This window comes from Actinoallomurus vinaceus (assembly GCF_039542055.1).
In the GTDB taxonomy this organism is placed as follows: Bacteria; Actinomycetota; Actinomycetes; order Streptosporangiales; family Streptosporangiaceae; genus Actinoallomurus; species Actinoallomurus vinaceus.
In genome coordinates, this window is sequence record NZ_BAABHK010000013.1 from 236702 (window position 1) to 256495 (window position 19794).

A 19794-nucleotide genomic window follows, 5' to 3' on the forward strand; every position below is an offset into this window, starting at 1 on the left:
GCGCCGGGTCCCTTCGGGGATCGAATCCGCGCGGACCTGGGAAGGTAAGGATCATGGAGACCTGGGTTCCCGTTCCCAACGGCAGCGGATTCGGGGTGCACAACCTCCCGTACGGCGTGTTCTCCCGGCGCGGTGAGCTGCCTCGCGTGGGTGTGGCCATCGGCGACCACGTGCTGGACCTGGCCGAGCTCGCGGCGGCGGGGCTGCTCGCCGACCGGCGGTGGTTCGCCTCCGGGACGCTGAACGCCTTCATGGCCGCCGGGCGCGCGGTCTGGCAGGCGACGAGGGACCGCCTGACCACGCTGCTCACCGACGCGGCGTACCGCGACCAGGTCGAGCCGCATCTCGTGCCGCTGAGCGACGCCGAACCGCGCCTGCCCTTCGATGTGGCCGACTACGTCGACTTCTACTCTTCGCGCGACCACGCGGCTAACGTCAGCCAGATCTTCCGGCCGGGCGGCGACCCGCTGCCGCCGAACTGGCTTCACCTGCCGATCGGGTACCACGGCCGGGCCGGCACTGTGGTGCTGTCGGGGACGCCGATCGTACGGCCCTGCGGGCAGCGCCGGGGCGACGACGTCCCGGTGTTCGGCCCGACGGTCAAACTGGACGTCGAGGCGGAGGTCGGCTTCGTCGTGGGCGTGCCCTCGGCGCTCGGCCGGCCGGTGCCGACGGCCGGGTTCCGCGACCATGTGTTCGGCTTCGTGCTCGTCAACGACTGGAGCGCCCGGGACATCCAGGCGTGGGAGTACCAGCCGCTCGGGCCGTTCCTCGGCAAGTCCTTCGCGACGTCGATCTCCCCCTGGGTGGTGCCCGTGGCGGCCCTGGAGAGCGCCCGTACGGGCCCGCCCGCCCAGAACCCGGAGCCGTTGCCGTACCTGCGCACCGACGAGCCGTGGGGCCTGGAGATGACGCTCCAGATCGAGCTCAACGGTCACGTCGTGAGCCGCCCGCCGTTCGCGAGGATGTACTGGACCGCGCCGCAGCAGCTCGCCCACGCCACCGTGAACGGCGCCGCGTTGCGCACCGGCGACCTGATGGCCTCCGGGACGGTCTCCGGCCCGACGCGGCACGAACGCGGCAGCCTGATCGAGCTCACCTGGGACGGCCGGGACCCGCTCGTGCTCCCCGACGGGCAGCGCCGGGCCTACCTGGAGGACGGCGACACCGTACGGATCCAGGCGACCGCCGCCGGACCCGACGGCGCCCCGATCGGGTTCGGCGAGGTGACGGGCACCGTGCTACCCGTGATCTGCTGAACTCCGCCGAGGTCGGCGACCGCGCCAGAGCCGAGCCCCGTCGAGGTCGGCCGCATCGTGCCGTCGGTGGCCTGCTGAACTCCGTCGGGGGCGACGGCACCGGGCCGCCCGTGATCTACGGACTCCGTCCCGAACCTCGTCGAGGCCGGCGACGCGAGGCCGCCGGTGATCTGCCGGCGGTCAGACGAGGACGAGGGCGGTCGCGATGGCGGCCAGCCCCTCGCCGCGGCCGGTTAGGCCCAGGCCGTCCGTCGTGGTGCCGGACACGCTGACCGGGGCGCCTCCCAGCGCCTCGCTCAGGACCTTCTCCGCCTCGGCGCGCCGTGGGCCGACGCGCGGGCGAACCCCGACGACCTGGATCGAGACGTTGCCGATGGCGTGCCCTGCGGCCGTGATCAGGCGTTCGACCTCCCGCAGGAGATCCACTCCGGAGGCTCCCGCCCACCGCGGGTCGCTGGTGCCGAAGATCGCACCGAGATCACCGAGACCGGCGGCGGAGAGCAGCGCGTCGCACGCAGCGTGTGCCGCGACGTCACCGTCCGAATGCCCCTCGAGACCGTCGCCCTGACCGGGCCAGTCGAGACCGGCCACCCGCAGTGGACGACCAGAACCGAACGGGTGGACGTCGACTCCGACGCCCACCCGTGGAAACCGTGTCGCCAACTAGTTGGCCAAGACCTCGTCGAGGAGGGCCTCGGCCTTGTCCTCGTTGGTCTTCTCGGCCAGCGCGAGCTCGCTGACCAGTATCTGCCGCGCCTTGGCCAGCATGCGCTTCTCACCGGCCGACAGGCCGCGCTCCTTGTCACGCCGCCACAGGTCTCGGACAACCTCGGCGACCTTGTTGACGTCGCCGGACGCGAGCTTCTCGAGGTTCGCCTTGTAGCGCCTCGACCAGTTCGTGGGCTCTTCGGTGTAGGGTGCGCGAAGCACCTCGAACACCTTCTCCAGCCCCTCCTGGCCAACGACGTCACGGACGCCGACCAGCTCGGCGTTCTCCGCGGGAACGCGAACAGTGAGATCGCCCTTGTCGACCTTCAGGACGAGGTACGTCCTGTCCTGACCTTTGATGGCACGAGTCTCGATGGCTTCGATCCGAGCAGCCCCATGGTGGGGGTAGACGACAGTGTCGCCGACCTTGAAAGTCATGTGACAAGTACCCCTTCCGCTATCCATAAGGGTAGCACGCTGCAGGGACCTGCTGAACCGACCATCCGGACATATACGCAGGTCAGCGCGGTAATTAGGGTATTGACAAAGCTGGAATTCGGTGTAACACCCGGCCATGAGGATTGGATTGGGCCACACCGCTCACACAGCGCCGGAAGCGGCTCATACTGGAGGTGGACGAGCCGACACGGGCTCGCGGTTCCTCGTGCACGGGGAACGCGGACCCGGGGTGGGGCCGGCAGCGGTCCGAGAAGGTAGGTGTGGCGTGGGGCTTGACGGGGACCCTGACGACTACGGGCTTCCCAAGGTCGACATCGTCGTCCCGGACGACGCGCGGGAGCTCGACCGCGACGTGATCGCGTACCACCGCGAGCAGCGGCAGCGGCGCCGCCGCGAGCGGTGGCGCAGGCTCGCCCGCCCCTTCACCCGCTATGGGATCGCCGCCCCCTTCATCGCCAGCGCCGTCCTCGTCGCGCTCATCAGCGGAGTGCTGATGACGGTCGTCTCGCCCCGGCCCACCGACCACGCCATCCAGGTCCCCCCGACCGGCGTGGTGCGGCACCGCCCGGGAGACACCGGGGGCGCGCTGCCCCCGGGGAATCTGATCGTGAACGGCCAGCGGATGCCGGTCGACACGCTGATCAACGTGGCCGGCCTCGTCCTGATCGTGCCGCGCGACTGCCACTGCGACGCCACCGTCACACACCTCGCCCAGCAGGCCGTGGGCCAGGGGTTCCAGACCTGGATGATCGCGGACGGGCGTTCGGGCCGGGACGCGGACGACGTACGGCGACTCGCCGACACGGTGCCCCGGGGCGACGCCATTCCCGCGGAGGATCCCGGTCGCCTGCTGTCGACGACCTATCGGGCGGCCGGGCTGACGGCGATTCTCGTCCGCCCGGATAGGATCGTCCGCGATGTCATCCGCGGCATCCAGCCGGACCGGGACCTCACCCCGGACCTGCGGACGCTGCGCACCCCCTAGGACCTGTCGCGACGGGCTCCCCCGCACGGCCGATGACGCTCCGCGCGCGGACTTCCCGATCTTCGGCCGCTCGAAACCGGCCCCCCGTCGGATCCGCGGGAGTACCCTCGCTACGCTTCACATTCGGGCGTTCCGCGCGCCTCGGAAGACCCAAGTCCTGTCCAAGGAGAGAACGACGCCGTGAGCCGCAACCGCCGCCGGACCGTCGCCATGGCCATCGCCGGCGCCATCGCCGTCGCGCCGGCGGTGTCCGCCTGCGCCGCCGGCCAGCATCCGCAGTCGGTGCTGCCGACCCGCCTGACCGAGGGCGTCAACGCCTCCGTGGGCCGGGTCGATGTCCGCAACGCCTTCGTGCTCGGCCCGGAGCCCGGCCAGCGACTGCCAGCGGGCGCCTCCGCGCCGTTCTACGCCTGGATCGTCGTCAAGGGCACCTCGGCGGACAAGCTCGTCGGCGCCGAGGCGTCGGGCACGGCCCAGTCGGTCGAGGTCGCGAACGGCGGCCTGACCCTGCCGCCGAATCAGCTGATCTCCACGAACCCCCAGGCCACCGGCGAGCAGCCGCCCGGGGCGCCGGCTCCGGCCGTCTCGCCGAGCGGCAGCCCGAGCGGCACGCCGACCAAGGGCGCCAAGAAGGCCCCGAGCAAGCCGGGCACGACGCCGGGCGCCCCGACCGTGGGCTCCCCGTCCGGCGCGCCGCCCGCGGGTTCTCCGGCTGCGGGCTCCCCCGCCACGGGCGGCACCGCCGCGGCGGCCACTCCGAGCGTGGTCCTCAAGGGGCTCGCCAAGGAGCTCACTGGCGGGGAGTCGATCCGGCTGACCCTGCACTTCCAGCAGGCCGGCGCCCTCACGCTCGACGTGCCCGTCGTCCCGCGGGCCGGCTACTACGCGACCTACCCGCCGGCGCCGAGCGGCGGCACCCCGAGCGCTCCGGCCGGCGCGCCGGGCCCCGGCACGAGCGTCAGCCCCGCCCCGGGCACGAACACGAGCCCGACCGCGGGCGCCCCGGCGGGCTCCCCCACCCCGGCCGCCAAGTCGGGCAAGCACACGAAGGCCAAGAAGCCCTCCACGGCCCCGTCCGCCTGAGACGCGAAACACCAAGCCCGCCGCTCCATACCGGAGTGGCGGGCTTCTTTCGCGTCAACAGACGTCTCTCAGGGCGGCAGCCCCGACAGCGGACGGTCCCCAGAGCGGACGGTCCCCAGAGCGGACGGTCCCCAGAGCGGACGGTCCCCAGAGCGGACGGTCCCCAGAGCGGACGTCTCCGGCGGCTTCGCCGCGGAGACGCCCGGCTCGTACCTGCTTACTCGTCGGGCTCGAACTTGTAGCCGAGCCCGCGCACGGTGATGATGAACCGCGGCGTCGACGGGGCGGGCTCGATCTTCGCCCTGAGCCGCTTGATGTGGACGTCCAGCGTCTTGGTGTCACCGACGTAGTCGGCACCCCACACGCGGTCGATGAGCTGCATGCGGGTCAGCACGCGCCCGGCGTTGCGCAGCAGCACCTCAAGGAGCTCGAACTCCTTGAGCGGTAGCGGCACCTCGTTGCCGGAGACGGTGACGACGTGCCGCTCGACGTCCATGCGGACCGGTCCCGCCTCCAGCGTCGCGGGGGCCAGCTCCTCGCCGTCGCCTCTGCGGCGCAGCACCGCGCGGATGCGGGCGACCAGTTCACGGGAGGAGAAGGGCTTGGTCACGTAGTCGTCCGCGCCGAGCTCCAGCCCGACGACCTTGTCGACCTCGCTGTCCTTGGCCGTGAGCATGATCACGGGGACGTTCGACTTGGTGCGCAGTTCTCTGCACACCTCGGTGCCGGGGAGCCCGGGCAGCATCAGGTCGAGCAGCACGAGGTCGGCGCCGGAACGGTCGAAGGACTCCAGGGCGTCCGGCCCGGTCGCCGCGACGGCGACTTCGAAACCCTCCTTGCGCAGCATGTACGACAGCGCGTCGCTGAACGACTCCTCGTCTTCCACGACGAGCACTCGGGTCACTAGGGGGCCTCCCGTACGGTGTCTTGCTCAGGTGTTTCCTTCGCGGGTGCGGAGGTGGAGGGCAGCGGAAGGCGGATGGTGAAGGTCGAGCCGGATCCCTCCTTGCTCCAGACGTTCACATCCCCCCGGTGCCGGGTCGTGACGTGCTTGACGATGGCGAGGCCGAGGCCCGTGCCACCGGTCTGCCGGGATCTCGCGGGGTCGACCCGGTAGAAGCGCTCGAAGATGCGCTCGAGGTCGGCCTCGGGGATCCCGATGCCCTGGTCCGTGACGCTGATCTCGACGTGGTTCTCGTCGGCGAGCCGGGTGCACACGACGACTCTCGTGCGTTCGGGGCTGTACGCGATGGCGTTGTCGATCAGGTTGCGGACCGCGGTGGTGAGGAGCTCCTCGTCGCCGTACGCCAGCAGGTCGTCGCGGCCGCCGATGGCGAGGGTGATCTCCTTGGGCTCCGCCTTGAGCCGGCAGCGGTCGACGGCCTCGTGGATGACGTCGTCGAGGTTGACCGTCCGGGGTCGCTCGACGATCTCGCCGCCCTGCAGCCGGGTGAGTGTGATGAGGTCCTGGATGACGTTGGTGAGGCGCGCGGACTCGTGCTGCATGCGCTTCGCGAAGCGGCGTACGGCCTCGGGGTCGTCGGCGGCGTCCTCGACCGTCTCCGACAGCAGGGACAGCGCGCCGACGGGTGTCTTCAGCTCGTGGCTCACGTTGGCCACGAAGTCGCGCCGGACCGCCTCGACGCGACGGAACTCGGTCAGGTCCTCGGCGAGGACGAGGACGAGGCCGTGCGATCCCATCGGCGCTACGCGGACCGAGAACCAGCGGCCCTCCCGGCGCCCGTGGACGACCTCGATCTCCTCTTCGCGGATCTCCCCGTCGCGGCGGACGAGCCGCGCCATGGCGATCAGCTCGTCGACGAGCAGCCGATCACCGCTGACCAGGCCGAACGCCCGCGCCGCCGAACTGGCGCGCAGGACGCGGTCGTCCCCGTCGATGACCACCGCCGAGGACGGGAGCACGCTCAGTACGGACGCCACACCGCTCGGCAGGCTGGAGAGCGGGGTGGGGGCATCGACCGGCCGCTGGGCGCGTTCACTCGCGCGTACGGCCAGCCCTGCCACCAGGCCGGTGACGAGCCCGACGGCACCCGCCAGGCCGGCGACAACCTCCACATTCACATCTTGGATCGTAGGCGGCACTCTGGCTAGGTCCGCCCCCGGACCTGCGACGCCGCAAGGACGTTCGTCAAAAGTTAACCTGTGACTACACAACCGTTCATGGCATCCCACGATGCTGCGAGCTGGATATCCACGCCCGAATAAAGGATCTTTATGCGAGACGCCTACCACGAGGAGCTCGACGGGCTCTCCGACAAGCTCGTTGAGATGACGCGGCTGGTGCGATCGGCGATGACCCGGGCCACCGAGGCCCTGCTGGACTCCGACCTGCGGCTCGCCGAAGAGGTCATCAGCACTGACGAGCAGGTCAACAAGATCGAGACCGAGATCGAGGAGACGGTCTTCGAACTGATGGCGCGGCAGCAGCCGGTCGCCCGCGACCTGCGGATGCTGATCGCCGCACTGCGGATGGCCGGTGACATCGAGCGCATGGGCGACCTCGCCGTCCACCTCGCCAAGACCGCCCGCCGCCGCCACCCCGACCCGGCCATCCCGCCGGAGCTGCAGGCCACCGTCCTGGAGATGGGCCAGATCGCCGAGCGCATGATCGCCAAGGCCGGCAGCGTCATCGCGTCGCACGACGTCGAGATGGGCCTCGAGCTCGACACCGATGACGACCAGATGGACCGGCTGCACCGGAAGCTGTTCGACACGATGCTGTCGCCGAAGTGGAAGCACGGGGTCGAGCCGGCGGTGGACATCTCCCTGGCCGGCCGTTACTTCGAGCGGTTCGCCGACCACGCCGTCCACGTGGCGGAGAACGTCGTCTACCTGGTCACCGGCGAGCACGCGGCGGACATCGCCGAATAGTCGCCATGGACGAACGGATCCCGGCAGCGAGTCCTGCTGCCGGGATCTGTGCTTTTCGCGGAAAGATCTATTTCTTGCCCTGGTTGGCGACGGCCTGGATGGATTCCTTGGCGGCCTCGGGGTCGAGGTACTCGCCGCCCTTCTTGAGCGGCTCGAAGTCGTCGTCCAGCTCGTACAGCAGCGGGATGCCGGTGGGGATGTTGAGCCCCGCGATGTCCTCGTCGGAGATGTCGTCGAGGTGCTTGACCAGGGCGCGCAGCGAGTTGCCGTGCGCCGCGACCAGCACCGTACGGCCGGCAGCGAGGTCCGGGACGATCGCGTCGTACCAGTACGGCAGCAGGCGGTCCACCACGTCGGCCAGGCACTCGGTCCGCGGGATCAGCTCCGAGGGCAGGAGGGCGTACCGCGGGTCGTTGATCTGGGACAGGGGGTCGTCGTCGGCGATCGGCGGCGGCGGCGTGTCGTACGACCGGCGCCAGGTCATGAACTGCTCGTCGCCGTACTCCTCGCGCGTCTGCGCCTTGTTCTTGCCCTGCAGGGCCCCGTAGTGCCGCTCGTTGAGCCGCCAGGAGCGTCGTACGGGGATCCACAGCTGCTCGGCGGCGTCCAGCGCGATGTTGGACGTACGGATCGCCCGCTTGAGCACGGAGGTGTGGACCACGTCGAGCCGGATGTCGGCGTCGAGCAGCAGCTCACCGCCGGTGACCGCCTCTTCTTCCCCCTTCTCGGAAAGATCGACGTCCACCCAGCCCGTGAACAGGCCTTCGGCGTTCCACACGCTCTCGCCGTGCCTGAGAAGTACCAATGTCGCCATGGCAAGCGAGCCTAGTACCTCAACTTTTGCGGCCGACGCCCGCCAGGAAGTAGCTCTGCGGGTACTTCTCGGAGATCCGCTTGGCCTCGACCGTGTCGGGGCGCCACGCCGAGACGTTGGCGAGCCCGGGCTCGACGAGTTCCAGGTCGCCGAAGAAGCCGCGGATCCGCTCGGTGCTGCGGGTGATGATCGGGGTGGAGGAACGCCGGTAGATCTCGGTGACGGGCGCGACGGCGTCGGGGAGCGCGTCTCCGCAGACGTGGCTGAGCACGAGGTAGCCGCCCGAGGGGAGGGCGTCGCGGAACCGCGCCACGACCGCCGCCGGGTCGTCCGCTTCCTGGAGGAAGTGCACGATCGCCACGAGCAGGATGGCGATGGGCCGGTCGAAGTCGAGGCGCTCGCGTACCTCCGGGTCGTCGAGGATCTCGTCGGGGCGGCGCAGATCGGCCTGGACGATGTGGACGTTCTTGGACCCGGCGAGGATCGCGCGGCCGTGCGCGAGGACGACCGGGTCGTTGTCGACGTAGACGACCTGGGACTCGGGGGCGACGCGGTGCGCGACCTCGTGGACGTTGTTCTGGGTCGGCAGCCCGGTGCCGACGTCGAGGAACTGCCGGATGCCCGCCTCGGCGAGGTGGCGCACGGCGCGGCCGAGGAAGGCGCGGTTCTGCTGGGCGGCGATCCGGATCTGCGGGGCGATCTCCAGGACGGCCTCGGCGGCGGTGCGGTCGGGCGCCAGGTTGTCCTTCCCACCGAGGTAGTAGTCGTACATCCGGGCGGCGTTGGGCGTCCTCAGGTCGACACTCTTTGGAGCCCAGTCGTCCCGATCCGTCACTCCACGCCCCCTCCGTCCGAAACGCTGCGACGCCAGGTAGTTTAGCTACTTAAAGCCACCAATGATGCGCAATACGCACATTAAACTAGAATCGGTTCTCGCTAGGAGTCTCGCCCAAGGGCTGGACCAGGGCCGACGCGGTCCCCGGCGTCCGCGCCCTCGCCGGCCGCGTCGGGCAGGATCCGGGCGAACGGCCGGAGGTTGGCCACGCTCTCCCCACGCTTCACCCGCCAGTCCCACTCGCGCCGGATGGATTCGGCGAACCCGAGCTCCAACGCCCGGTCGAAATTGTCGTCAGAGTAGGTGAGTACGCAGCCGAGGATCCGGTCGATCTCCTCGGGCGTCACCGCCGACAGCGGAAGCCGTCCCACGAGGTAGACGTCGCCGACCGGGTCGAGCGTGAACCCCACGCCGTACATCCCGCCGTTCTTGCGCAGCAGCCAGCGGTAGAACTCCTCGTGGTTCTCGTCGGGCTGCCGGCAGAAGAACGCCTCGACGTGCAGGCTGTGGTCGCCGGCGATGAGCCACGTCATCGTGGCCAGCTTGTGCTTGCCCGGGAGCTTCACGAGGTACGCCCCGGGGCGCGGCCGCTCGTACTCCAGCCCCTGCTCGTCCAGGATCGCCTTGAGCGCCTCGTCGGCGTTCATCGTGCCCTCCCTTACGCGGAGACGGCCATGGTCCGTGCCTCGACGGCCTCGGCGTACACCTCCAGGAGCCGGTCGGCCGTGGCGTCCCAGCCGAATCCCCCGGCGTGGCGGACGGCCGCGTCCGACATCGCGCGCAGCCGGCCGGGCGTGCCGATCAGGCCGTGCAGCACGCGAGCGTAGTCGGCCGGGTCGTGGCCGTCGATCAGGACCCCGGACCGGCCGTCCCGTACGGCGATGCGCAGTCCGCCGACCGACGCGGCGACCACCGGGGTGCCACACGCCTGCGACTCGACGGCGACCAGGCCGAACGACTCGCTGTGGGAGGGGATGACGGTGACGTCCGCGGCGCGGTACCAGTCGGCCAGTTCGTCCTGGGGACAGGGCGGTTCGAAGCGGACCACGTCCAGGACGCAGAGCCGGGCCGCGAGGCTCCGCAGCTCCTCCGGGCGGGAGCGCCCCGACCCGCTGGGCCCGCCGACGACGGCGACGACCAGCCGGTCACGGAGGCCCGGGTCGTCCTCGAGCATGCGGGCGGCGGCGCGGATCAGGACGTCGGGCGCCTTCAGCGGCTGGATACGGCCGACGAACAGGAGGACGACGGCGTTCTCCGGGAGTCCCAGGCGGCGCCGTGCCCCGTCCTGCGGGGTGAACCGGGACAGGTCGGCTCCGGGGGCGACGGTGGCGACCTGGCCGGGGTCGGCGTCGTACAGCGAGGCGAGCTCCCGGGCCTCTTCCGCGGTGTTGGCCACGAGCCGGTCGGCGCAGTCGACGACCTGCTGTTCGCCGAGTACGCGGCCGAGGGGTTCGGGCGTGTCGCCGGTGGCCAGCGAGGTGTTCTTGACCTTCGCGAGGGTGTGCATGGAGTGGACGAGCGGGACGCCCCACCGCTGTCGCGCGGCCCACCCCGCCTGGCCGGACAGCCAGTAGTGGGAGTGGATGATGTCGTAGTGGCCGGGGTCGCGCGCCGCCTCGATCCGCAGCAGTTCGGAGGTGAACGCGCACATGTGGCCGGGCAGCTCGGACTTGTCGAGGTCCTCGAAGGGCCCGGCGGCGACGTGCCGGACCGAGACTCCGGGCACCAGTTCGACGACCGGCGGGAGCGCCCGTGAGGTGTGCCGTGTGAAGACGTCGACCTCGACACCGCGCTCCGCCATGCGCTTGGCGACTTCGACGATGTAGACGTTCATCCCGCCGGCGTCCCCGGTCCCCGGCTGTTCCAACGGCGACGTGTGAACACTGATCGTCGCGACCCGGGCAAGACCCGACACGGACACCACCTCCGTTACAACAACTTATCGGCCACATCACCGCATTCCCCCGGCCCGGGGGTGTACGCCGTGCGCCTGAGAGGATGTCGATCGTGCGCAGAACAGCAGTAGTCACCGGAGCAAGCAGCGGAATCGGAGCGGCCACCGCCCGTCGGCTCGCGGCCGAGGGGTTCGACGTCGTCCTCGCCGCGCGCCGGGTCGACCGCCTGGAGAAGGTCAAGGCGGAGATCGAGAGCGCCGACCCCGCCGGACGGCGGAACGCGGTCGCGGTGGTGGCCCTGGACGTGACGTCCCAGGAGTCGGTCGACGCCTTCGCGGCGTCCCTGCGGCAGTGCCACGTGCTCGTCAACAACGCGGGCGGGGCGGCCGGCCTGGACCCGGTCGCCGAGACGGACCCGGCCGACTGGCAGTGGATGTTCGAGACGAACGTCCTCGGGCTGATGCGGGTCACCAAGGCGCTGCTGCCCAAGCTCATCGACAGCGGTGACGGCCACATCGTGAACATCACCTCGCTCGCCGGGCACGTCGTCTACGAGGGCGGCGCCGGGTACACCGCGGCCAAGCACGGGGCCGCCGCCGTCAACGACACGCTCCGCCTGGAGCTGTACGACAAGCCGGTGCGCGTCACCGAGGTGGCCCCGGGGATGGTCAAGACGGACGAGTTCTCCCTCGTCCGGTTCAAGGGCGACGCGGAGAAGGCCGACAAGACGTACGCGGGCGTGCCCGAGCCGCTGACCGCGGAGGACGTCGCCGACTGCATCGGCTGGGCCGTCACCCGCCCGTCGCACGTCAACATCGACCGGATCGACGTCAAGCCGCGCGCCCAGGCGGCCGCCCACAAGGTGCACCGAGTCTGATCGCGGCGGTCCGCCGAACGCGCGAGCGGGGCGGTTCGCCGACCCCGTGAGCACGGCGGTTCGCCTAACCACTGGTCGCGGCGGTCCGCCGGGGACCGCACACTTGGTGCGTGCCCCGTCCCCCACGGCCCGAAGGCGCCATCACCCGCGGCACGACCGCGCCCAACCGGCTCCGCCGCGCCGACCGCTGGATCGCCTCCGTCCACGGCCCGCTGCTGCGGCGGGCCGACCGGCCCCTCGTCGTGGACCTCGGGTTCGGGGCGTCGCCGGTCACGACGGCCGAGCTGTTCGGGCGGCTGCGGGCGGTGCATCCCCAGGTCGAGGTCGTCGGCATCGAGATCGATCCGGCCCGGGTCGCCGCGGCGAAACCGCGCGAACGCGAGGGGCTGTCGTTCCGTCTCGGCGGTTTCGAGCTGCCCGTCGACCGGCCGCCGACGCTGATCCGGGCGTTCAACGTGCTGCGCCAGTACGAGGAGGACGAGGCCTGGGCGGCGTGGGACCGGCTGTGCGCCGGGCTGTCCCCCGACGGCGTTCTCGTCGAGGGCACATGCGGGGAGATCGGCCGCCGGGCCGCCTGGGTGACGCTGGGGCGGCGGGCCACCGGGCCGGTCCCCGCCGCCCGGCCCGCTGGGGGGCCGAGGCAGACCCGTCCGGCGGCCGACTCCGTAGGGGCCCGGTCCGCGGCCGACCCGCCCGTACGGGCCCGGTCGGCCGGCGGCGAGTCCGTGCCGCGGACGATCACGTTCGCGGCCCATCTCCCGACGCTGTCGCAGCCGTCCCAGCTCGCCGAGCGGCTCCCCAAGACGCTGATCCACCGGAACGTCCCAGGCGAGCGGGTCCACGCGCTGCTGACCGCGTTCGACCGCGCGTGGGCGGCCGCCGCGCCGCAGTCGGTGTTCGGGCCGCGGCAGCGCTGGGTGACGGCGGTGGAACTGCTGGCACGCGACCATCCGGTGGTCACGACGCCGCCGTTCGGCGGCCGGGCCCGGTGGAGGCTCGGCGAGGTCACCCTCCCCTGGTCGGCCGTGGCCCCGCGATAGATCTTCTTGATGCGCTCTTTGCGGTAATAACGACCTTTCGCCATAGAAACGGCATTTCGGGCGGACGACCGTTGGAGTACTGGTCGCTTCCACCGAGGAGATGATTCTGATGGGCGAAGGCCATGAGATGCGATGGGGTGGTCTGGCCGGAATCGGTGCGGTGATCTTCGCGGTCGTCGGCCGGATCGTGATGGGCGGCATGCCACGGGTCGACAACCCCGCCGGGGTGGTCTCCATGTACCTGGCCGGGCATCGGGCGCACATCATGTGGGGCACGGTCCTGTACGCCATCGCCATCTCCCTGTTCGTGTGGTTCGGCGCGGCGCTGTCCACGGCGTTCCGGCGCGCCAACGACGAGAGCGACGCCCCCACCGTCGTCCTCGCGGGGTTCATCCTCGTCTCCGCGATCGCCTTCATGGCCATCTCGGTGTTCGCCGGGATCACCTACGCCATGACCGAGTACCGGGCGCTGCTGCTGTTCGCGCCCGCGCCGTACGCCACCATGACCATCGTGGGGACGGTGGCCGGGATCGCCGTCGCCCTGACGCTGGCCGCCACCGCCGTGGCCATCGCCCGCACGCATGTCTTCCCCATGTGGATGGCGTGGTTCGCCGGAATCGTCGCGCTGCTCCGGCTACTCGCCGCCTTCACGCTGGGAATCACCGGAGGCGCTCTGGTGCCCGGCGGGTGGCTGGAGACGTACGTCCCCGGCGTCCTCGCGGCGCTCTGGGTGCTGGCCGCCAGCGGCCTGCTGGTCCGCGAACACCTGCCGACCGTACAGATGCGCGCCCCGCACGTCATGGGTGGCCACGCCTGACCGCCACCGAGGCGTCAACGCGACCGGACCTCTCCCTGGACCCTCGTCCGAGGACCGGGGAGCGGTCCGCACGTCATGGGCGGCCACGCCTGACCGCCACCCGGGCCGCTCTCGGCCCCCTGACCGCCGCCGGGTCGCTCCCGGCCCCCTCAGAGGACCGGGAGCGGCCCGCCGTTCGACCATCGCCGGTGACGACTCGTGCCGGGACAACCGCCGCCTCATGCCGGGACAGCCGACGCCTCGCACCGGGACAGCCGCCGCCTCATGCCGGGTCAGCCGCCGCCGAGCAGGTCACGGGCCGAACTCGCCGCCAGTCGCAGGGCCTCGTCCAGTCGCCCGGCGCGCCGGCCGCCCGCGTTCGCGACGGTGCCCTTGCCGCCCGCGCCGCCGCCGATCGCGGTCGCCGCGGACGCCAGGACCGTACGCGCCGGCGCGCCGAGGTCCGGGCTGACCGCCGCGACCATCACCGCCCGGCCGCCGATCTCGGTGCCGAGCACGACCACGCCGCCGCGGCGTTCGAGGACCTCCGCCGCGAGCGGCCGCAGCTCGTCCGCGTCCACGCCGGAGACCCGCTGGACGACCAGCCAGCCCTGGCCGACGCGCTTGGCGAGCCCCGCCAGGCGTACCGTCTCGGCCGTCAGCTCCTCCCGCCGGTGCCGTTCCAGCACGCGGCGCGCCTCCGCGAGCTCGGCCAGCCGCTGCCGCAGCCGTCCGGGCGCCTCCTCCGGGCGCGCCCGCAGGAGGTCGGCGAGCTCGGTGAGCAGCGCCCGCTCGCCGTCCTGGTGCCGCAACGCGTCCACGCCGGTCAGCGCCTCGATCCGGCGCACGCCGGAGCCGATCGAGGACTCGCCGAGCACGTGCACCGGTCCCGCCTGCGACCCGTGGCCGACGTGGGTGCCGCCGCACAGCTCGCGGGAGAAGTCACCGATGTCGACGACCCGCACCTGCTCCCCGTACGTCTCGCCGAACAGCGCCATCGCGCCGGCCGCCTCCGCCCGCGCCCGGTCCGCGTGCCACACCCGGACCTCCGGGTCGTCGAGCAACTGCTCGTTGACCCGGGTCTGCACCTCCCGCAGCCGCTCGGGCGCGAGAGGCTCGAAGTGCGTGAAGTCGAACCGCAGCCGTCCCGCGTCGACGAGCGACCCCCGCTGGGTCGCGTGTTCGCCGAGCACCCGGCGCAGCATCGCGTGCAGCACGTGCGTCGCCGTGTGGGACCGCGCGACCGCCGCCCGCCGCTCGGCGTCCACGATCGCCTCGACCTCCCCCGGCACGACCTCGCCGGACTCGACCCGCGCGACGTGGACGTGGCCCGGCCGGGTGTCCGTCACGGCGAGGACCGCACCGGACGCCGTACGGATGCGGCCCCGGTCGCCGACCTGGCCGCCCGCCTCCGCGTAGAACGGGCTCCGGTCGAGGACCACCTCGACCTCCTCGCCCTCGACCGCCGACGGAACCTCCGCTCCGTCGCGGAGGATCGTGCGCAGCCGCGCCTCCGCACGCGTCGCGTCGTACCCGACGAACTCGGTCCCGGTCTCCGCCCGCGGCCCACGGCCCGGTTCCGTACGGCCGGACCGGCTGCGCCGCCGGCGTTCCTCCAGCAGCGCGCCGAACGCGTCCTCGTCGACGGTGAGCCCCGCCGCCCGCGCCGCGTCCACCGTCAGGTCGAACGGGAAGCCGTACGTGTCGTGCAGGTCGAACGCCACCTTCGGCGACAGCCGGCGCTCCCGGATCGCGGTGTCGAGGATCCGCGACCCCTGTCGCAGGGTGCGCGCGAAGCCGTCCTCCTCGGCGGTCACCACCTTCTCGATCAGCGGACGCGCCGTCTCGAGCTCCGGCCAGGTCGTACCGTGCAGGTCCACCACCGCGCCGGTCACCGCCGGCAGCATCGCGTCCTCGACGCCCAGCAGCCGCGCGTGCCGAATCGCCCGGCGCAGCAGCCGCCGCAGGACGTACCCGCGCCCGTCGCCCGAGGGCAGGACCCCGTCCGCGATGAGGAACGCCGCCGCCCGCGCGTGGTCCGCGACGATCTTCAGTGAGGTGTCGTCGCCGCCGCCCGCCAGGTCCCGCACCGTCTCCAGCACCGGGAGCAGCAGGTCGGTGTGGAAGATGTCGGGCGCGTCCTGGAGCACGAGCGCGAGCCGGTCGACGCCGAGTCCGGTGTCGATGCTCTTCGCCGGAAGCTCCCCCACGATGCGGAAGTCCTCGTCGCGAACGTCCTGCATGAAGACGAGATTCCACAGCTCCAGGTAGCGCTCGCCGCTCGCCGCGGGGCCGCCGTCGGGGCCGTACGCCGGGCCGCGGTCATAGTGGATCTCCGAGCTCGGCCCGCACGGTCCCGCCATGCCCATCGACCAGTAGTTGTCCGACTTGCCGAGCCGCTGAACGCGCTCGCCGGGCACCCCGAGCCTCCGCCACAGGCGCTCGGCCTCGTCGTCGTCCTCGTAGACGGTGATCCACAGCCGGTCGCGCGGCAGGCCGAACCCCTCGGTGACCAGCTCCCACGCCCACGCGACCGTCTCCTCCTTGAAGTAGTCGCCGAAGGAGAAGTTGCCGAGCATCTCGAAGAACGTGACGTGCCGGGCGGTACGGCCGACGTTGTCGAGGTCGCCGGTGCGCACGCACTTCTGCAGCGTGGTCGCCCGGCGGAAGTCCGGGACGCTCCGGCCGAGGTAGTACGGCTTGAACTGGTTCATCCCGGCGTTGGTCAGCAGCAGCTCGGGGTCGGGCGAGACCAGGGAGCTCGAGGGCAGCGGACGATGCCCGCGCGCGGTGAAGAAATCGAGGAAGACGGAACGGATCTCGGTGGATCGCATGGAAGAGCCTCACGAGGTCGGCGGGACGATGGCACGCACTCGCCGAGCCGGGCCGAGTCGGGACTACCCGTCCCCCGGCTCGGCGCGGCTAGCTCGCCGCCCCACCTCGTGAAGATCCATGGCCCGGACCGTACCTACACCGCTCCGGGCCGCACAAACGGTTTTCGAGCCCGGCAGAGGATCAGCCGGGCTGGGGGCCGTACGTTCCCCAGCCCGAGGCGATGAGGTCGCCGTCGAAGATGAGCACCTCGTTGACCAGCTGCCCGGCCTGGTTTCGGTAGTTGACGACGACCGAGTCGATGCCGGCGTAGACGCCCACGACCTCGAACCGCAGGTCAGGGAGGTGACGCAGGCCTTCGGCCCAGTACGCGCGCAGCGTCTCCTTGCCGCGGATCGTCCCGTCGGAGCCGGGCAGGAGGCGCGCGGCGTACGGCGAGCGGAACACAACGTCGTCGGCGTAGTGCTTCATGATCCGGTCCAGGTCGTGGGAGTTCCAGCCGGCGACCCACTCGTCGGCGAACCGCTGCGCCTCGTCGAGATCCATGCCCGTAGTGAAGCAGGTCAGGCGCCGGTTCCCTGGGTGCGGCCGGGGTCCTGGCGCTGGAACAGGACGTACAGCCACGTCAGCGAGGGCACCAGCAGCAGGCCGCCGATGGCGATGACGGTCAGCACCAGCCGGAGGACCGCGTCCGGTGCGGCGGAGGACGCGAGGGGCAGGTCGGCCTTTGCCGCCGCGCCCCACAGGACGGCCGCCGTCGCGAGCGCGGCCGTCACGCGGACGGCGAGGTAGTTGCGCCGCCACAGCAGGACCAGGGAGGCGACGCCCGCCAGGGCCGAGACGCCGATCAGCGGGGAGTGCACTCCGGTGAGCGCCGCGCCGGGCAGCGCGAGGAGGCCGACGGCGCAGCCGGCGCGCAGCGCGTACGCCCGGAAGCGGGTGGCGTCGCCCTCGCGGTGGGCGTCCCAGGTGAGGAAGACGGCGGCGAGGTAGACGCACAGGCCGACCGTGAGCACGCCGACGTAGAGGGCCGGAAGACTCAGCCAGCTCCGCCGTCCGAGCGCGACCGCGCCGGCGACCGCGCCGAGGCAGAAGGGCGTGGCGAGGGACGACAGGGCGAAGGTGACCGCGTACTTCTCCGGCACCACCTTCCGGAACGCCAGCGCCGATCCGCGCGCGACGATGCCCAGCGAGGCGATCGACAGCGGCACCCAGTACGCGCCCGCGATGTCGGCGAAGACCGGCGGGAACGCCGTCCAGGTCAGCACCATGACGAAGATCAGCCAGACGTGGTTGGCCTCCCAGACCGGTCCCATGGCGTGCTCGATGAGCCGGCGTTCGCGGCCGAACAGGTGCCACAGGCCGGCGCCGAAGTCGGCGCCGCCGAAGAGCAGGTACGCGGTGAGTCCCGCGAGGATCAACGCGATGGAGAGGTCGGCCCAGACGCTCATCGGCGCGCCTCCTCACGCCCGTCGGCGGAGTCCGCCTCCGCGCCCGCGCCGGGGCCGGTGTCCGTCTCTGTCTCCGCGCCCGCGCCTGGGCCAGGGTCCGTCTCCGTATCCATGCCGGAGCCCGTGCCGGGGTCGGGGTCCGTCGCGCCTCCGGTGGCCACGCCGACGGCGGTCTCCGGAGCGCGGGCGATGCGGCGCAGCACGGTGACGGTGACGGCGGCCAGCAGGGCGTACACGACCAGGACGATGTAGAGCCCGACGGTGAGGCCGGAGCCGGGGTTGACGGCCTGGTCCACGCGCATCACGCCGTACACGATCCAGGGCTGGCGGCCGACCTCGGTGGTGGTCCATCCGGCCTCCATGGCGATGACCGCGCCGATCCCGGCGAGGGCGGCCGCGCGCAGGAACCAGCGGCTGCGCGGCAGGTCCCGGCGGCACCACCAGGACAGCAGGGCCCATGCCCCGAGCAGGACGAGCCCGGTGCCGATCGTGACCATGATGTCGAACGCGTAGTGCGGGACGTTCTTGGGCGGTTCGAGGTCCGCGGGCCAGGAGTCGAGGCCGCGCAGCCGCGCGTTCGGGTCGAACTTCAGCAGCAGCGACAGCCCGTTCGGGATCTCCAGGAAGCCGAACCGGAACGGCACGCCGTTCTGGGTCCGCTCGATGCCCTCCATCGCCGCGAACTTGACCGGCTGGTTGTCCGCGACGAACCGGGTGGCCCAGTCCCCGACGATGACCTGGATGGGCGCGGTGACCGCGGCGAACGTGAACGGGATGGCGAACGCCCGGCGGTGGTAGGCGTCGCGTTTGCCGCGCAGCAGCGCCACCGCGTACACCGAGGCGACCGTGAACCCGCACACCATGAACGACGCGAGGATCAGGTGCACCGCCTCGGGCGGTGTCGCGGGGTTGAACATCGCCGCGAGCGGCCGTACGTCGGTGACGTTGCCGTGGGCGTCGATGCGGAAGCCGCGCGGCTGGTTCATCCAGGAGTTCACGGTGACGACGAAGAACGCCGAGGCGATGCCGCCCACCACGATCGGGATGCCGGTGAGCAGGTGCGCGCGGGACGACAGGCGGTCCCAGCCGTACAGGTAGATGCCGATGAAGATCGCCTCGATGAAGAAGGCGATGCCCTCCATGGCGAAGGCGGCGCCGAACACCTGGCCGAACTTGGCCATGAAGTGCGGCCACAGCGTGCCCATCTCGAAGGAGAGGACGGTGCCGGAGACGGCGCCGACGGCGAACAGGACGCCGGTCGCCTTCGCCCACCTGCGGGCCAGCTCCCGGTAGACGGGGTCGCCGGTACGGTGGCCCCGCCACTCGGCGAGCAGGGTCAACGCGGGCAGGCCGATGCCGATGGCGGCCAGGACGATGTGGAAGCCGAGGGTCATGGCCATCTGAGTCCGCGCCGCGAGGATCTCAGAGGTGGAAGAGGCAAGGCTCATATCTACGTACTGTAGTACTACGACTTGTAGTACTACGAACGATAGGATGCATCCCGTGAAAGGTCTAGGAGAGCTCGAACGCACGGTCATGGAGGTCCTGTGGGACCGGGACAACGGCGCGACCGCCCGTGAGGTCGGCCGGGCGCTGGCCGACGAGCGCGACCTCGCGCACACCACGGTCATGACCGTCCTGGACCGGCTGGCCAAAAAAGGTTTTCTGGTTCGCGAGAGGGAAGGACGCGCCTGGCGCTACCGTCCGGTGGCAACGAAAGAGGCGTACGTCGCCGAGCTCATGCTGGGCGCGCTCAACATGACCGGTGACCGCGACGCCGCGCTGGCGCACTTCGCGCGCTCCGTCTCCGGTGATGAGATCGACCTGCTGCGCCGCGTGCTCGACGAGGTGGAAGGGACATAACCGGG

The 19794-nt window shown here is 71.4% G+C and carries 20 protein-coding genes; 8 read left to right on the top strand and 12 right to left on the bottom strand.

All coding sequences use genetic code 11. The features are described 5' to 3' along the window. Positions 1-53: 53 nt before the first annotated feature. Complete coding sequence (gene fahA, locus ABEA24_RS37270; protein WP_425551284.1) at positions 54-1259, top strand: fumarylacetoacetase; 1206 nt, start codon at positions 54-56, stop codon at positions 1257-1259. 180 nt (positions 1260-1439) lie between these two features. Here the strand turns inward: fahA and ispF are convergent, their stop codons facing one another. Both ispF and ABEA24_RS37280 read right to left on the bottom strand, forming a co-directional pair. Then, the gene (gene ispF / locus ABEA24_RS37275) at positions 1440-1901 is read right to left on the bottom strand and encodes a 2-C-methyl-D-erythritol 2,4-cyclodiphosphate synthase (protein ID WP_345437310.1); all 462 of its coding nucleotides are present in this window, start codon (positions 1899-1901) and stop codon (positions 1440-1442) included. Between the two features lie 21 nt (positions 1902-1922). Beyond that, positions 1923-2405, bottom strand: coding sequence for a CarD family transcriptional regulator (locus tag ABEA24_RS37280; RefSeq protein ID WP_345437312.1), 483 nt, complete (start codon positions 2403-2405; stop codon positions 1923-1925). Between the two features lie 286 nt (positions 2406-2691). Between ABEA24_RS37280 and ABEA24_RS37285 the strand changes: the two genes are divergently transcribed. Both ABEA24_RS37285 and ABEA24_RS37290 read left to right on the top strand, forming a co-directional pair. Next, positions 2692-3411, top strand: coding sequence for a hypothetical protein (locus ABEA24_RS37285; RefSeq protein ID WP_345437314.1), 720 nt, complete (start codon positions 2692-2694; stop codon positions 3409-3411). 180 nt (positions 3412-3591) lie between these two features. Then, entirely contained in the window at positions 3592-4494 is a 903-nt protein-coding gene (locus ABEA24_RS37290) for a copper chaperone PCu(A)C (RefSeq protein WP_345437316.1), read from the top strand. Between the two features lie 217 nt (positions 4495-4711). On the opposite strand, the gene ABEA24_RS37295 is transcribed toward ABEA24_RS37290, so the two are convergent. Together ABEA24_RS37295 and ABEA24_RS37300 are read right to left on the bottom strand one after the other, a co-directional pair. Continuing rightward, a complete protein-coding gene (locus ABEA24_RS37295) occupies positions 4712-5389 on the bottom strand; it encodes a response regulator (RefSeq protein WP_486246809.1) in 678 nt (225 codons plus the stop codon). An 8-nt stretch (positions 5390-5397) separates the two neighbouring features. Next, the gene (locus tag ABEA24_RS37300) at positions 5398-6576 is read right to left on the bottom strand and encodes a sensor histidine kinase (protein ID WP_345437318.1); all 1179 of its coding nucleotides are present in this window, start codon (positions 6574-6576) and stop codon (positions 5398-5400) included. 153 nt (positions 6577-6729) lie between these two features. On the opposite strand from ABEA24_RS37300, the gene phoU reads away from it, so the two are divergent. Next, a complete protein-coding gene (gene phoU / locus ABEA24_RS37305) occupies positions 6730-7386 on the top strand; it encodes a phosphate signaling complex protein PhoU (RefSeq protein ID WP_345437320.1) in 657 nt (218 codons plus the stop codon). A gap of 67 nt (positions 7387-7453) precedes the next feature. Here the strand turns inward: phoU and ABEA24_RS37310 are convergent, their stop codons facing one another. From ABEA24_RS37310 to mshA, 4 genes are all read right to left on the bottom strand, one after another. After that, positions 7454-8200: a phosphoglyceromutase gene (locus ABEA24_RS37310; RefSeq protein WP_345437322.1), complete on the bottom strand. Its 747-nt coding sequence runs from the start codon at positions 8198-8200 to the stop codon at positions 7454-7456. 19 nt (positions 8201-8219) lie between these two features. Then, positions 8220-9035: an SAM-dependent methyltransferase gene (locus ABEA24_RS37315; protein WP_345437324.1), complete on the bottom strand. Its 816-nt coding sequence runs from the start codon at positions 9033-9035 to the stop codon at positions 8220-8222. A gap of 101 nt (positions 9036-9136) precedes the next feature. Further along, positions 9137-9682: a type III secretion system chaperone family protein gene (locus tag ABEA24_RS37320; RefSeq protein ID WP_345437326.1), complete on the bottom strand. Its 546-nt coding sequence runs from the start codon at positions 9680-9682 to the stop codon at positions 9137-9139. An 11-nt stretch (positions 9683-9693) separates the two neighbouring features. Beyond that, positions 9694-10950: a D-inositol-3-phosphate glycosyltransferase gene (gene mshA / locus ABEA24_RS37325; RefSeq protein ID WP_345437328.1), complete on the bottom strand. Its 1257-nt coding sequence runs from the start codon at positions 10948-10950 to the stop codon at positions 9694-9696. Between the two features lie 92 nt (positions 10951-11042). Between mshA and ABEA24_RS37330 the strand changes: the two genes are divergently transcribed. From ABEA24_RS37330 to ABEA24_RS37340, 3 genes are all read left to right on the top strand, one after another. Then, on the top strand, positions 11043-11807 hold the full coding sequence (locus ABEA24_RS37330; RefSeq protein ID WP_345437330.1) for an SDR family NAD(P)-dependent oxidoreductase: 765 nt from the start codon (positions 11043-11045) through the stop codon (positions 11805-11807). 110 nt (positions 11808-11917) lie between these two features. Beyond that, positions 11918-12847 carry a class I SAM-dependent methyltransferase gene (locus ABEA24_RS37335; RefSeq protein ID WP_345437332.1) on the top strand — a complete coding sequence of 310 codons (930 nt, stop codon included), beginning with the start codon at positions 11918-11920 and terminating at the stop codon, positions 12845-12847. A gap of 109 nt (positions 12848-12956) precedes the next feature. Next, the gene (locus ABEA24_RS37340; protein ID WP_345437334.1) at positions 12957-13664 is read left to right on the top strand and encodes a hypothetical protein; all 708 of its coding nucleotides are present in this window, start codon (positions 12957-12959) and stop codon (positions 13662-13664) included. 272 nt (positions 13665-13936) lie between these two features. Here ABEA24_RS37340 and alaS read toward each other — a convergent pair whose 3' ends face one another. The 4 genes from alaS to ABEA24_RS37360 all read right to left on the bottom strand — a co-directional run bounded on the left by alaS (position 13937) and on the right by ABEA24_RS37360 (position 19374). Then, complete coding sequence (gene alaS / locus ABEA24_RS37345) at positions 13937-16477, bottom strand: alanine--tRNA ligase (protein WP_345437336.1); 2541 nt, start codon at positions 16475-16477, stop codon at positions 13937-13939. Positions 16478-16658: 181 nt separating this feature from the next. Continuing rightward, entirely contained in the window at positions 16659-17021 is a 363-nt protein-coding gene (locus ABEA24_RS37350) for a nuclear transport factor 2 family protein (RefSeq protein ID WP_345437338.1), read from the bottom strand. 17 nt (positions 17022-17038) lie between these two features. Further along, positions 17039-17926, bottom strand: a complete 888-nt coding sequence (locus ABEA24_RS37355) for a cytochrome d ubiquinol oxidase subunit II (RefSeq protein ID WP_345437340.1) — start codon at positions 17924-17926, stop codon at positions 17039-17041. After that, entirely contained in the window at positions 17923-19374 is a 1452-nt protein-coding gene (locus ABEA24_RS37360; RefSeq protein ID WP_345437342.1) for a cytochrome ubiquinol oxidase subunit I, read from the bottom strand. The genes ABEA24_RS37355 and ABEA24_RS37360 overlap by 4 nt, the downstream gene beginning before the upstream one ends. 55 nt (positions 19375-19429) lie before the next feature. Here ABEA24_RS37360 and ABEA24_RS37365 point away from each other — a divergent pair, with 55 nt between their 5' ends. Continuing rightward, positions 19430-19789: a BlaI/MecI/CopY family transcriptional regulator gene (locus ABEA24_RS37365; RefSeq protein WP_345437344.1), complete on the top strand. Its 360-nt coding sequence runs from the start codon at positions 19430-19432 to the stop codon at positions 19787-19789. The last annotated feature ends 5 nt before the right edge of the window (positions 19790-19794 follow it).

Excerpts from the sequence above, each read along its gene's own strand:
- alaS (WP_345437336.1), bottom strand. The coding sequence starts at position 16,477 with ATGCGATCCACCGAGATCCGTTCCGTCTTCCTCGATTTCTTCACCGCG.
- ABEA24_RS37310 (WP_345437322.1), bottom strand. The coding sequence starts at position 8,200 with ATGGCGACATTGGTACTTCTCAGGCACGGCGAGAGCGTGTGGAACGCC.
- phoU (WP_345437320.1), top strand. The coding sequence starts at position 6,730 with ATGCGAGACGCCTACCACGAGGAGCTCGACGGGCTCTCCGACAAGCTC.
- fahA (WP_425551284.1), top strand. The coding sequence starts at position 54 with ATGGAGACCTGGGTTCCCGTTCCCAACGGCAGCGGATTCGGGGTGCAC.
- ABEA24_RS37355 (WP_345437340.1), bottom strand. The coding sequence starts at position 17,926 with ATGAGCGTCTGGGCCGACCTCTCCATCGCGTTGATCCTCGCGGGACTC.
- ABEA24_RS37350 (WP_345437338.1), bottom strand. The coding sequence starts at position 17,021 with ATGGATCTCGACGAGGCGCAGCGGTTCGCCGACGAGTGGGTCGCCGGC.
- ABEA24_RS37320 (WP_345437326.1), bottom strand. The coding sequence starts at position 9,682 with ATGAACGCCGACGAGGCGCTCAAGGCGATCCTGGACGAGCAGGGGCTG.
- ABEA24_RS37340 (WP_345437334.1), top strand. The coding sequence starts at position 12,957 with ATGGGCGAAGGCCATGAGATGCGATGGGGTGGTCTGGCCGGAATCGGT.
- ABEA24_RS37360 (WP_345437342.1), bottom strand. The coding sequence starts at position 19,374 with ATGAGCCTTGCCTCTTCCACCTCTGAGATCCTCGCGGCGCGGACTCAG.
- ABEA24_RS37280 (WP_345437312.1), bottom strand. The coding sequence starts at position 2,405 with ATGACTTTCAAGGTCGGCGACACTGTCGTCTACCCCCACCATGGGGCT.